Source organism: Psychrobacter sp. Ps7, from assembly GCF_022129225.1.
Taxonomy (GTDB): domain Bacteria; phylum Pseudomonadota; class Gammaproteobacteria; order Pseudomonadales; family Moraxellaceae; genus Psychrobacter; species Psychrobacter immobilis_A.
In genome coordinates this window covers 1-12,976 of record NZ_JADQAH010000059.1, presented here as the reverse complement: position 1 = coordinate 12,976, position 12,976 = coordinate 1, and the positions used below count along the sequence as shown (strand labels likewise).

The 12,976-nt window shown below is 38.2% G+C and carries 13 protein-coding genes; 6 read left to right on the top strand and 7 right to left on the bottom strand.

Annotation, left to right across the window (positions count from 1 at the left end; translation table 11 throughout):
• Nucleotides 1-261 precede the first annotated feature (261 nt).
• Nucleotides 262-1,116: an HNH endonuclease gene (locus I3257_RS13690; RefSeq protein ID WP_238050106.1), complete on the bottom strand. Its 855-nt coding sequence runs from the start codon at nt 1,114-1,116 to the stop codon at nt 262-264.
• A gap of 310 nt (nt 1,117-1,426) precedes the next feature.
• On the opposite strand from I3257_RS13690, the gene I3257_RS13685 reads away from it, so the two are divergent.
• Nucleotides 1,427-2,017, top strand: a complete 591-nt coding sequence (locus I3257_RS13685; RefSeq protein ID WP_238050105.1) for a recombinase family protein — start codon at nt 1,427-1,429, stop codon at nt 2,015-2,017.
• 536 nt (nt 2,018-2,553) lie between these two features.
• Here the strand turns inward: I3257_RS13685 and I3257_RS13680 are convergent.
• Nucleotides 2,554-2,799, bottom strand: coding sequence for a hypothetical protein (locus I3257_RS13680; protein WP_201624585.1), 246 nt, complete (start codon nt 2,797-2,799; stop codon nt 2,554-2,556).
• Between the two features lie 690 nt (nt 2,800-3,489).
• On the opposite strand from I3257_RS13680, the gene I3257_RS13675 reads away from it, so the two are divergent.
• The 4 genes from I3257_RS13675 to I3257_RS13660 all read left to right on the top strand — a co-directional run bounded on the left by I3257_RS13675 (nt 3,490) and on the right by I3257_RS13660 (nt 8,468).
• On the top strand, nt 3,490-4,014 hold the full coding sequence (locus I3257_RS13675) for a fimbrial protein (RefSeq protein ID WP_238050104.1): 525 nt from the start codon (nt 3,490-3,492) through the stop codon (nt 4,012-4,014).
• A 78-nt stretch (nt 4,015-4,092) separates the two neighbouring features.
• On the top strand, nt 4,093-4,821 hold the full coding sequence (locus I3257_RS13670) for a molecular chaperone (protein ID WP_238050103.1): 729 nt from the start codon (nt 4,093-4,095) through the stop codon (nt 4,819-4,821).
• A gap of 55 nt (nt 4,822-4,876) precedes the next feature.
• The gene (locus I3257_RS13665; protein ID WP_238050107.1) at nt 4,877-7,447 is read left to right on the top strand and encodes a fimbria/pilus outer membrane usher protein; all 2,571 of its coding nucleotides are present in this window, start codon (nt 4,877-4,879) and stop codon (nt 7,445-7,447) included.
• Nucleotides 7,437-8,468, top strand: a complete 1,032-nt coding sequence (locus tag I3257_RS13660) for a fimbrial protein (RefSeq protein ID WP_238050102.1) — start codon at nt 7,437-7,439, stop codon at nt 8,466-8,468. The genes I3257_RS13665 and I3257_RS13660 overlap by 11 nt, the downstream gene beginning before the upstream one ends.
• On the opposite strand, the gene I3257_RS13655 is transcribed toward I3257_RS13660, so the two are convergent.
• On the bottom strand, nt 8,465-8,707 hold the full coding sequence (locus I3257_RS13655) for a hypothetical protein (protein ID WP_201602928.1): 243 nt from the start codon (nt 8,705-8,707) through the stop codon (nt 8,465-8,467). The two genes, I3257_RS13660 and I3257_RS13655, sit on opposite strands and share 4 nt — an antisense overlap.
• Nucleotides 8,708-8,816: 109 nt before the next feature.
• Complete coding sequence (locus I3257_RS13650) at nt 8,817-9,092, bottom strand: excalibur calcium-binding domain-containing protein (RefSeq protein ID WP_068408089.1); 276 nt, start codon at nt 9,090-9,092, stop codon at nt 8,817-8,819.
• Nucleotides 9,093-9,312: 220 nt separating this feature from the next.
• Between I3257_RS13650 and I3257_RS13645 the strand changes: the two genes are divergently transcribed.
• Nucleotides 9,313-9,819, top strand: a complete 507-nt coding sequence (locus I3257_RS13645) for a plasmid replication DNA-binding protein (protein WP_181718454.1) — start codon at nt 9,313-9,315, stop codon at nt 9,817-9,819.
• Between the two features lie 24 nt (nt 9,820-9,843).
• On the opposite strand, the gene I3257_RS13640 is transcribed toward I3257_RS13645, so the two are convergent.
• The 3 genes from I3257_RS13640 to I3257_RS13630 all read right to left on the bottom strand — a co-directional run bounded on the left by I3257_RS13640 (nt 9,844) and on the right by I3257_RS13630 (nt 12,441).
• Nucleotides 9,844-10,773 (bottom strand): replication initiation protein, encoded by a 930-nt coding sequence (locus tag I3257_RS13640; protein WP_211181355.1) that lies wholly within the window; start codon nt 10,771-10,773, stop codon nt 9,844-9,846.
• Nucleotides 10,774-11,155: 382 nt separating this feature from the next.
• Nucleotides 11,156-11,734 (bottom strand): hypothetical protein, encoded by a 579-nt coding sequence (locus I3257_RS13635; protein ID WP_238050101.1) that lies wholly within the window; start codon nt 11,732-11,734, stop codon nt 11,156-11,158.
• Nucleotides 11,735-12,060: 326 nt separating this feature from the next.
• Nucleotides 12,061-12,441 carry a hypothetical protein gene (locus I3257_RS13630; protein WP_238050100.1) on the bottom strand — a complete coding sequence of 127 codons (381 nt, stop codon included), beginning with the start codon at nt 12,439-12,441 and terminating at the stop codon, nt 12,061-12,063.
• Between the last annotated feature and the right edge of the window lie 535 nt (nt 12,442-12,976).

Below are 12,976 nucleotides of genomic sequence, written 5' to 3'. Positions count from 1 at the left end.
CCACTCGTCAATCTGTCATAGTTGAGCCGTCAATCCGTCCTATTTAGTCTTAAACATCCATATCCACTCGTCAATCTGTCATAGTTGAGCCGTCAATCCGTCCTATTTAGCCTTAAACATCCATATCCACTCGTCAATCTGTCATAGTTGAGCCGTCAAAAGCGCCACGCCTAGAGATATAACTAAACGCACACAGTCATCTAACTAATAGTTAGTCTCTTAGATTGTGGGATTTCTAACAATACTGGGGCAGTTCAATTTTTAGGAAAGGCTCAAAATCTCCTTAGCTTTATCAACTAACGTCTGCAAATCTTTAGGTTTATTGATAACATGCATTTTTCTATGACAGTTGGGGCAAAGTGCAACAACGTTATCTACAGAATCAGGACCACCCTCTGCTAACCATTCAACATGATGGACCTCTAGAAATGGAACTCCATTACTTTTAAAAGGCGCTAATTCATCACATAATTGACATCGTCCTGCTGCCCTTCTCCGGGCGTACTCTTTGACAAATTCATTACGATCATATTGTTTTGAGATGACTTTTCTATAGGTGTTACTAGTAGATGAAGTATGATTTAATTTAGTAGCTCTTTCAGCTAACTCGCGATTTGATAGCTTTTTAGTTTTCTTCTCTTTAATCTCTATCGTTTCATTAAGTTCATTATTTCCAATTACAGGGAAAGACTCTGTATTAATGGGTCTAAGTGGAAATATATAGACCTTTCTAAGCACACCTAGCTCATCATGTTGTTTTCCCTCATACGGTTCACCATCTAGTTCGACTTCACCATTAAATCTATACGAGGACTTCTGACCGTATTTCTCAAAAAAATAGACTTTGATATCATTACCTTTAGATTCATTTAAAGTTCTATTCTGAGACTTATTTAAGTCCTGGTCCCCTTTCGTTCCCATACCGGTATAATGTAAAATCCCTTTTGAATCAATATGATCATCATACAAAGATTTTGTATGATCAGTTATAAGAACAAGGCAGTTCTCACGCTTGCTCCTTCTCATCCCTCCTTGATTACCACATTTAAATATACCTACAATCTCTTGATTGGTCAGCTCATCACCTACACTGATATCTCCTGGCTTCTTTTCCATATCCAAACCCACTCTCTTATAAAAAATATTAACTTTTAAGCATACCCCAACGGAACCAGGCATTTTACCCTTTAAACCTATTAATAGACTACTTAAAACAGACTGTTAACATGGAACCATCTATAACAGACTTTTGAATTATAGGGCTGGTTGCTGTGCTTTTTTCCTATCATTAGCCTATACCCAAAACATAAAATCTCTAAACGATAACCTAGCTATCATTAGACTTGTTTCTATTATTAAATGATAGTAATATCTGGCTATTATCAATGAACATTAATTATTAAGTCTAAGTAATAGAGGTGGCGTTATGACCGTTCGTATTTATGTGAGAGCCAGTACTAAGGATCAAGACGCTAAGAGAGCCTTGTCTGACTTGATTAGCTTTAGCCAAAGCTATGATGATAACCATGTTGAGTACGTTGAGCATTTCAGTGGTACGAAGCTTGATAGACCAGCACTCACTCTGTTACTCAATGATGCTGAAGAAGGCGATATTCTGCTGGTTGAAAGCGTGGATAGATTAAGCCGGCTATCTCAAGATGATTTTGCGATTCTAAAGCAGCGTATAAAAGACAAGGGCTTACGATTGGTGGTAGCTGATCTACCAACTACGCATACGGTAAGTAAGGGCATGACAGGTGAGATCCTAACAGTGATTAACCATATGCTGATCGACTTGTTAGCAACGATGGCAAAGCTTGATAATGACAAGCGTAGAGAGCGTATCAAGCAGGGATTGGCTAATAGTGGCTATAAGCCCGCCGGTAAGAAGCCTAATACAACGAAACACAATCGTATTAGAGAATTGGCCAGTCAAAACAATATGACAAAAGAGGAAATTGCTAAGGCGGTTGGTGCTGGGGTGGCTACAGTTTATCGAGTATTAAAGCAAGAATGATAGCTGAGGTATTTTAGCAGTTACTCTCTATTTATGAGTGTTCTTATTTATTGGAGTAATTACCTTCAGCAGTAGCTAAACCGATTTTATATGCACTATTATAGTGAGTTATATCCTGATAATAATATTGGACAACTGAATATGAATGACAGAAAATTTTTTTTACAATCATTATGGATAATCGGTCTAATTTTTATATTAGTAACCATCCTTGCGATTAGGTTTTCCAGGATATTGTAGAGCTTATAGTCGCTATTGTATTTATACCAACAAATACAACACATTGTGACAAAGTCACTGTTCAATAAGTTTGGGTTTATATATCTATGCTAGAGGATAAAGAAACGTTCCTATAGAGTGTGCTACTACCGAATAGAGAATAAGCAATGCCTAACCAAAATGATATTGAAAAACTGGATAAACATATGTCTCTTTTCATGAATGGTTTGATGATATCAAAAACTTCTAGAAATAGCTCATTCAGTCGCACTTTATTCAATTAAGCATCCATTAAAACGTGGCTAATTCAATATTGCTTACCCCATAGCTTTGTTTTTTAGATATTTAATTACTACAGATTCATAAAGCCCGTTGACCATTTTAGCCAGTGCATTACTCCCTTTTATACTGACCCAGGTAATCGCGCCAGAGTCAACCATGCTAGAATTGTAGCAGATGTCTAAGCTCTGAACCCCTATATCGATGCAATGAATTATATCTTTGAGATTGCTCCTATCGGCTATCGCTTGATTTAGCGCTATTATCACCATATCGGTGTACATATGATTAGATTCCTTTCAACCCACAATAACGCGTGCAAACACAACAATAATAAATGCGGTATAAACCTAGTTGTTTTGATAAAGGTAAAACGTGTAACCCCTAGCTGGGTAGATTGATGAGCCCTAAAGTTATGATTAATCAATTCACCAGCACGCTTTGTCATTATGGTTATGAGTTTTTATCTTATTCTTACCACGCCAAACCCATTACAGCCAATGATTTTTTCATTAACTGATCGATCGTGCAATACGCAACCTGTAAGACATCCGCTTTCATTTGCTCCCCAACTTTACGAGCGCTATCACAGTATTTACTGTCCTGCCAGATGCATCTGATTTCACAGATATAGAACTCGTCGTACTTTCTTAGAATACTGGTTATTTACCCGTCTCAGGGCGGTTCACAGTACTTTCAATAAGTTGAAAAAACCACGAAAGGTTGATAACTAAATTTTGTAAAATCGAAAAAAGGTTATCTAAGTATATCGGCTTGAATTTGTGCTCATCTTTGGCTAAAACTATGAAGGTTAACAAGTAGTTCCTATTTATTTGCTTACAATAATATATATATAATGATGTTATGTTATGTATATAATGATGTTATGTTATGTATATAATAACGCTGATTAATGTAAGTACATAATGCTGTATTATGTATCTACCCCCCCCCCTAGTCCATGGAGACACAGTATGAAAAAAATTCTTTTAGCCAGTTCTTTAATCGTTCTTGGCATGTCTAGTGCGTTCGCTGCTGACGGTACAATCACAATCAATGGTTTGGTCACAGACAGCACTTGTGTGATAAACGCCGGTACTCCGGACTTTGTTGTAACCCTTCCAACGGTTAATAAAAGCGCACTTGCAAATGCGGGTCAAACTGCTGGTCGTACTGCTTTTGCCATTAACTTAACTGGATGTACTCCAGAGACAAACGTTGCTACTTACTTCGAGCCAGGTTCAACAGTTGACTTAGCTACAGGTCGTTTAAATACCGCTGCCGGCGGCGCTGATGAAGTTCAAGTACAGTTATTAGGTTCAAATAATTTACCTATCTCTCTTCTTGCGACTAATGGTGTTCCTCAAACAAACTCACAATCTGTAGCTACAACAAGTGGTGCAGCTAAGCTTAATTATTACGCTGAGTACTATGCTACTGGTACTGCAACTCCTGGTACTGTTAATACTTCTGTGCAATATACAATTATTTATCCATAATTTGTATTAGATTGATAGGAGCTAGGTTGAATAATTAACCTAGCTCTTTTAATTAATTCTTTTAATTAAGGTAAGTATATGACTTTAAAGCACTCGTTTTATAAAACATGCTTACTGGCACTTTTAATCCCTTTCAGCGCAGTCAATGCTGAGATTATCATTCATGGTACTCGTGCTGTCTATCCATCTGATGCACGCGAAATCACGTTACAAGTCACTAATACTGGTAAAAAACCAGCATTGGTTCAAGCATGGATCGATGAAGGAGATGCAAGTGCAACTCCAGACCAATCAAAAGCGCCTTTTATTATTACCCCACCTATTACACGTGTAGAAGCCGAGAAAGGTCAATACCTACGTATAACAAGTTTGCCGACTGCGAATACCTTGAGTAAAACTCAAGAGACGTTATTTTGGTTAAATGTTTTAGATATACCCCCTAAGCCATCTACCAAAGATAAAGCAGCTGCTCCAGATAACTTTTTACAACTAGCGATTCGCTCACGCATCAAGTTTTTTTATCGTCCAAGTGGCATCAAAGAAGATGTTGCCTTAGCCCCTGAAAAGATTCAGTGGAGTAGCCAAGGTAATAATTTATTAATTAAGAACCCAACACCTTTTCACATTACTATCACTACTATAACTCAAGAACATTTAGGTAAAAAAGTTAATATTTTGTCAGAAGGAATCATGCTAGTTCCTTTTTCTGAGCAGAAAATAGCTTTAAAGAACTCAAATATCAAAGATATGACTTTTACTACTATTAACGATTATGGTGGGCGTGTCGAACGCACTATCAACCAGTAATAGTTTTAATGTTTTGATAGTCATCAACAGACAGGCTAATAGGAATGTTTATGCTATGTGTGAAAAGATTATAAAAAATAAGAATCTTAAACGATATCTAAGTTATTACATCGCTTTTGGTGTAATAACATTTAGTATTCCTACCTTAGTTAATGCAGATGAAGTTGATGAGCCAGAAAAGTCATCCGTTGCTACAGAAGCAGATTTTAATTCTGACTTTTTAATTGGTGATGCTAAAAAAATTGATATCAATCGATTTACACATGGTAATCCCATTTTGCCTGGTGAGTATAATGTAGATGTTTATATAAATGGCAGCTGGTTTGGTAAGCATCGCATGGTGTTTAAAGCGACTGAAGATAATAAAAATGCATATACCTGTTTTACAGCGCGGCAGCTACTTGAGTATGGTATAAAAGCAGAAATCATCAAAGAAAAAACAGAGTCTACTAACACAGAGTGCCAAAAGCTTAATGAATGGGTTGACGATTCATTTTACGAACTTGATACCTCAAAACTAAGATTTGATGTATCGATTCCTCAAATTGCAATGCAAAAAAATGCACGAGGTTACATTGATCCCAGTGTTTGGGATCGTGGCATCAATGCAGCATTCGCCTCTTACAACGCCAGTGCCTATAAGACCTTCAATAAATCTAATAATAATGAAGAGAGAACAAACGCATTCTTGTCTTTAAATACTGGGGCAAATATCGCAAGTTGGCAACTCCGCCATAACGGACAATGGACGTGGGAGGATGAAGCTGAAGATAAAGAATCTAAATCTACTTATAATTCCGTAAGCACTTATGCTCAACGCGCCTTTCCTGAATACCGTGGTGTATTGACACTTGGCGATAGCTTCACTAATGGCGAGATTTTTGATTCATTTGGTTATCGTGGTGCAGAGTTTTCAAGCGATGATCGCATGTTACCCAACACCATGACAGGTTATGCACCGCGGATCCGTGGTAACGCCAAAACCAATGCCAAAGTAGAAATACGCCAACAAGGTCAACTGATTTATCAAACAACAGTTGCTCCTGGAAGCTTTGAGATTAATGACTTATATCCTACAGGGTTTGGTGGTGAGTTAGAGATATCTATCTTAGAAGCTAGTGGTGAAATTCAAAAATACTCAATACCTTATGCTTCTGTTGCACAAATGCTGCGCCCAGGCATGAGTCGTTACTCAGTAATGACAGGTCAATTTCGTGATCGTGATATCGAGGTTGACCCGTTTATTTTCCAAGGCCAATACCAACGTGGTATTAATAACTATATTACTGCTTATGGTGGTCTACAAGGATCTGATAATTATAAGGCTCTAACCTTAGGAAGTGCATTTGCGACACCCATAGGCGCTGTTGCGTTAGATATCTCTCATTCTGAAACTGATTTTGATCGTCGTGATAAAGAGTCAGGACAAAGCTATCGTATTAGTTATAGCAAGCGAATTGATCCAACAAATACCAATTTAACGCTCGCTGCTTATCGTTATTCAACTGAAAATTTTTATAAATTACGTGATGCCTTATTGGCTAAAGATCTAGATAACAGAGGTATCACCTCTGCCTACGCCGGTAAACAACGTAGTGAGTTTCAAATCACGCTAAACCAAGGTTTACCTAATGACTGGGGTAATGTCTACGCCACTGGCTCATGGTCAGACTATTGGAACGACGTAGAAGCTACTAAAGAATACCAAGTTGGTTATAGTAATAATTATCGTGGCGTAAACTATGGTCTCTCGGCCATTAAGCGCGTTGTAGAGAATGATGTAACAGGTAGAAAAGATGATGATACTGAATATCTACTAACATTATCATTACCCCTCTCAATCAAAGGTAGTCCTGCAAACTTCAACTCATTTACCACTCAAGATAGTACCACTGTAGGGGTAAACGGTGTTGTAGGAGATCGCTTCAATTATGGGGCCTCGTTAGCCACTGAATATGGGGAAAACCCAAGTCTGAGTGCCAATGCTCAATATCGTACGAACTTTGCGACTTTAGGTGGATCCTATGGTATCTCAGACCAGTATGAGCAAGCAGCATTGTCAACTCGAGGAAATATTGTTGCACACTCTGGCGGTGTTCTTTTTGGTCCAGATCAAGGTCAAACTATGGTTCTGGTTTATGCCCCTGAAGCGACAGGCGCTAAAGTGAATAATACCACTGGTTTGACTATCAATAAATCAGGCTATGCGGTTATACCCTATGTAACCCCTTATCGTTTAAATGATATTACCTTAAATCCAGAAGGTATGTCTCTTGATGTTGAATTAGAGGGTACCAGTCAGCGTATAGCACCTTATGCTGGGTCAATCTCAAAAGTCGACTTCAGAACTAAGTCAGGGAAGGCTATCTATATTCGTACTTTGAATGCAAAAGGTGAGACATTGCCATTTGCAGCTGAAATATTTGACTCAAAAGGCGAATATGTTGGCATGGTTGCTCAAGGTAGCTTAGCATATTTACGTACCAAAACTTTGACAGACACAGTGACTGTAAAATGGGGTGAAGAGCAGAGTGAGCAATGTAGCATTCAATATGATGCCACCACTCAAGCATCTGATAATAATAAAAATATGATCATGTTAGAAGGCGTATGTCATGAACTATAAAGTGTTAAGTAGTGTTTTGGTACTCATAAGCTGTGCCTTAAGTTCAGAAGCCTATGCAGCCTGCACAGTAAGTGAAAGTTTTACATCAATAGATATCAATATGGCGGTTGGTGCAGTGACGGTTCTGCCCAGTGATCCAGTTGGAAAGATTTTGGTTAAAAAAACCTTCCCAATCCCTGCTAATCCCTCATCAACAGTTAAGTGTACTTATAATTCGACAGGATTTGTCGATGCAATTATCACTAACAATCTTGGATTAGCGCCTGGTGCTGGCGATAATGTGTATAAAACGAATATTTCAGGTATCGGTATTCGTCTATATCGAGAATTATCAGATGGAGGAAACTTCTCAGGTTACTATCCTTATAGTAGATCAATAAAAGGAAACAATTTTTTTGGTACAACTGACTACAGTTTAGGTAGCGGCTTTTTTGTTGTAGAAATTATTAAAACAGCTGCAGCCACAGGAAATGGAAAGCTCCAGACAGGGAGGTATAGTAGCTATCACCTAAGAGGGAGGGACGATAAACCTTTTTTAACCAGTACTTTAATTGGTGATACTATTACTATCACGTCTTCGTCATGTGAAATACAAGGTAATAAGAATAAGGTAGTTGAACTGCCAACAGTGAATAAAAGTGGGTTTACAGGGATAGGATCAACACAAGGTGAACAAGCTTTTGATCTAAACATCAAATGTAATGGTGGTGCAAATCTAACCGTACCTGAAAAAATAGGCTTAACTTTTGACTATGATGCTGCGGCCAACACTACTGATGTTCTTGCAAATAGTGCCCCTCAATCTACACGAGCAAATGGAGTGGGTACTCAATTAGTCTCACAATATCAAGGTTCTAACAATATTATTGCTAAGAATGAAAAAGTTGCGTTAGGATCGTTAGTAGCAAGTGCGAATGTTGAATATAATATCCCATTAGTTGCACGTTACTATCAGACAGAAACTGGGGTTACTGGTGGAACCGTTAAATCAACGGCAACAGTTACCATTGAGTATGATTAGTTGGAGATCATCCCAATTTGTACAGTTTCATTAAGAACAACCCCTTCTTTGACACTATAAGTCACATTTGGCGTCAAATGACTTAGCTTTAAGCCATCTACCGCCGCCTTATTAAGCGGTGTACCAATATAAGATTCATCGGTGTAACCTTTAGGATGAAAGTACACTTCACGACCAAAAGCAGGATTCGAGGCACACCCAATATCACCCTCAGGCACCGTAAAAAAATAAGGAGTCATGTAATTTTACTCCATGTCTGCTCACTCACTACGATATAGCCTGAACCATACAGATCATTTTCTGTATTGCCTGAGCTGCACCCAATCATAACGATAGACGCTACTGCAATTAACCACCTGGACATATTGATTCGCATGGTACGCCGTCCTTATCACGGTCTAGCTTGGTATTTCCACATTTGAGTGCTTGTTTGGCTTGTTCACAGCTAACCATCTGCCCACAAGTGCGCGGTAAGCCTTTGCATTGAGAGCCGCCAGCACCTTTAGCAAACAACGGATGCTCTACCTCAACATCACTATAAAATGGATTATCAGTGACTGTAACTGCTGCCTGAGAAGATAAGGCAAAGAGAGATAACGCCATACTTAGAATAAATTTTTTCATAGAACCTTCTTTCTTTAATACCCAAAACACTGCTTTCAAGCATTAATAATACCCTATATTTGTTCAATAAAGTGAGTGCTATATAACTAACCGTCTGATTTACACAGCAGTTTATTTATAATGTGCCTGATAGACGGGTTAGTGCCATAGTTGTTCACTGAACGTTCTGGACAGTTGTACTGTACAGTTTCTAAAAACGTACTTGAACACTAGGTGAACAATGAACATATCGGTGACAAAAGCGGCAAAAGAATGGGGTGTATCAAGAACCACGATCTATCAGAAGGTCAATGATGGTGAGCTTTCTAGAACAGCAGATAAGAAAATAGACGTTTCAGAAATGTTGCGCGTGTTTGGTGAGCCAATTTCTAAAAAACGTACTGAACGTTCAGTGGACACTGTTCAAAGTACACCTCTGAACAGTCAAAGTGTTCAGTACAATACGGATATTGAACACCTATTAGCACTTGAAAAGCTCAAGAATGAGCACCTCAGCCAACAAGTAAGCGATCAAAAAAAGTTAATTGAAAATTATCAGCAGCAGATAGGACAGTTAAACAAAACGCTGGATAAAGCCAACGCTAGTATCCAAGATTTCGCACAAGTGAGACTGCTAGAGTTTAAGCAGGCTGAAATGAGTGATGAGCCGCCACTTGAACCAGAGCAAGAAAAAAAAGATGATTCAATCGTCGTGACGGCTAAGAAGAAAAAACGGTGGTTCTTTTGACTTTAACGGATATTTGAAAAAACATTAGTGTTTAATCTTTGGTAAATAGCTCTCTAAACCTTTATTGGGCTTGTTAAAGCTTTCAGGCTCTCGTTGTATGATATTAATCATTTCGCGCTTAAATGCGTCAGTCTGCATTTTGCCGTCATAACTTAGGCTTGGATGGTTGTTATAGTCATTCATAAACTGCACGTTATCAACGATAGACTGTATGGTAGCTTGTGACAGGGTGCCGTCTGCACTGGTTAGCTTGTCTAATGTTTTCCGATGGAATTTGAGCGTTAGGCCCTCGTAACCTTTGCCCCTACTTTTTTTATGGTACTCAACAGTAATTTTATAGTTTGTACTCTCATTTACCTCATCTATAGCAGTCTCAATCACACGCTCTCTAAGCTGTCCAAATTGCTTATACTTACCTTTAATGCCCATAACATAGCGAAAATCGTCTAAATCCATAGATTTAGTATATTGGTACTGACCTACCCAACAAACAATTAATTCATATAAGCGCATAGAGTGAATACTTGAGAGCTCAGACACCTCCATCAGCCTATATTTTGTGAAGTTAGCTTTTAGCTGTGTCAAATAAGGCAGTACATCCTCTGCAAATGTTATTGTTATCTGTTCTCCATTGGGGTCGTAAAGAACACCGCTAACAAAGCGAGTACGAAGCGTTTTATTATCCTCCAGTGCTATCAGTACCTCCCTATCAAAAAGCCGATTACTAGCTTGCTCTAAATCTCTAAAAGCATTCTTCTTGGTGCTATCGGTATAGAATATTTTTGCTACTTCCTCAACTGTCACCGTAAACTTGGTTTGCTTAGTAATATTTGGCGCATCAGGTCTACTGTCAATACGACTAATACAAGTCAGTAATAACTGCTTTTCTTTAGTAGTCATGGTATAAGCTGCTAGAACAAGCTCATTGGATTGTACGACTAGATTGTTTTCCATATTTTTTTCGAATCCTTGCTTAATCTACTGTTATTTCCAATAATAACCAAGATTCACTTTAGCATATAAAACTACAAATAGTATCAGTATTTTTTTATTGTGTTTATTCTACTCATTTTGTGTTTATTCTACTCATTTTGTGTTTATTCTACTCATTTTGTGTTTATTCTACTCATTTTGTGTTTTTTCTCTTTGTAAGCTATTGATTTTAAAGGTGAAAAAAGGCTCTTAAACAGGAGTAAACAGGAGTAAACAGGATCAAATAAAAACCCTTAAAGAAACGGGAGATAAATTTTTTGTGGATAAGTGAAAAAACATCACTTAAACAACATATCTTGCCTAAGCAACTTATCCCTCAGTAATCGTTTTTTTAAGGATGAGATTAAGGACTAAATCCTTGGCTAGGTGTATTAGTTCTACTCACTTGATACTGATAGGACTCTAAACCGTCCTGTAGTGCTCTGTGTTGGCTTTCAGACAGCTCTTTGCCATATTGCTCAGTAAACGCCTCTAAAGTGGCTTTAATTGCCTCTGAGTAGCTTTTACGCTGGGTTGTTGGTAGTGAGTTAACATCGCGCAACGCAAGTTTGAATTGCTGACAGGTTTTATCTAAGGTATCTGCTAGATGTTCTCTAGCAGCTTTTCTAGCCTCAGCTGGGCAGTTATCCTGATTGATGTAATACATTAATTCTTCTATATAGCTGAACGATGACATGGTGTCCCGAGTCATTCTGCCAACCTCTCCTGCGCTACCGCCCAGTTTGTCGATAATACTGCTATTAAATGCCGTTCGTTTTTGATCGATATTGTCTCTAAAATCTGTAAAATGCTTGGTAAGCGCTAGATACTGCTCACGTTCAGCATTAGGATCACGCAACAGCTTGATAATGGCTTTGTTGTTCTCAACCAGCGTGTGATCAAAACGTTTGGCCACTTGGCGTAAGTGCGCGGTAAATTCCACCGCTTTATCGTGGTCCTCAATACCATGGCGCTGTGCAAACTCGCTAAGTAGGAGCTCATCCCAGATTCTGTGTAAGTATTGATCGGGAGTAAATAGCGGTTACACAGAATCTGGGATAGGCTCGACGCTTCACAGTTTAAGAAACGTCCAATTAAAGATTATTTGGATTTGTAGTATAGATAGTTAGGTCAAACAACCTAAGACAACCAATATTTGTCACTCAAACAACTTAACACAACCTAAGACAACCTAAGACAACCGAGATTGGTGAGTAAGTCAGAATTTATCTTTTCCCTTCTTGTATATCAAAATGAGCTGTATTTTAGTTATTCGTCTTGGTCAGGCTTTGGACTAGAAAATAACGCAAGCACCTCTTCATCATCTATATCTTCAGAGATGCTTCTATACTCCTTACGGTTATTTGCTTCCCTAATAGCTCTTAATTCACTCATTAAGCTTTTGGGCTTGTCTTTTTCAACAGAAGTTACACCAGCTTCAGGTTTTTCTTTTGTCTTTCCTACTTCTTCAGCACGCAAAAGGTTTTTGTTAGCATGATAACTTTTTCGGATTGCTTCATAGGTGACGGTTATCTTAAATTTGTCTTCAATCATTTTTCTTACTTGGTGAAAAGTATGATTGGTAGTTTCATCATCGTATGTATCAACCAAAAAACGTATTGCTTGTTTAGTTAGCTTGGATTTAGCCATACGTTACTCCTTAAATTAGGTTAGATAAGACCATACAACCAAATACAACCAAATACAAGTAAGGCTTGCTATTAAAACAACCAAATACAACTATAACCAAGTAAAACCAACTATAACCAAGTAAAAACAAGTTAAAGGCAAAAAATCAGGGCAAAAAAGGGGTGAAAGGGCAGGGATTAAGCAATATTTTTTGATTGCAGGATAGGCGATTACCGACAAAATGACCCCATTTTTTCTATCGCAGGATAGGCTTACGCCGACAAAATTATATATTTTGGTATGAGTAATAATTTGCTGCTCGTAGGCTGTTGGTTGCTATAGTTGTCTTTAAGAAGCTAACCGCTGCCATTTTTCTTACTTTACCACTCGTCAATCTGTCATAGTTGAGCCGTCAATCCGTCCTATTTAGTCTTAAACATCCATATCCACTCGTCAATCTGTCATAGTTGAGCCGTCAATCCGTCCTATTTAGCCTTAAACATCCATATCCACTCGTCAATCTGTCATAGTTGAGCCGTCAATCCGTCCTATTTAG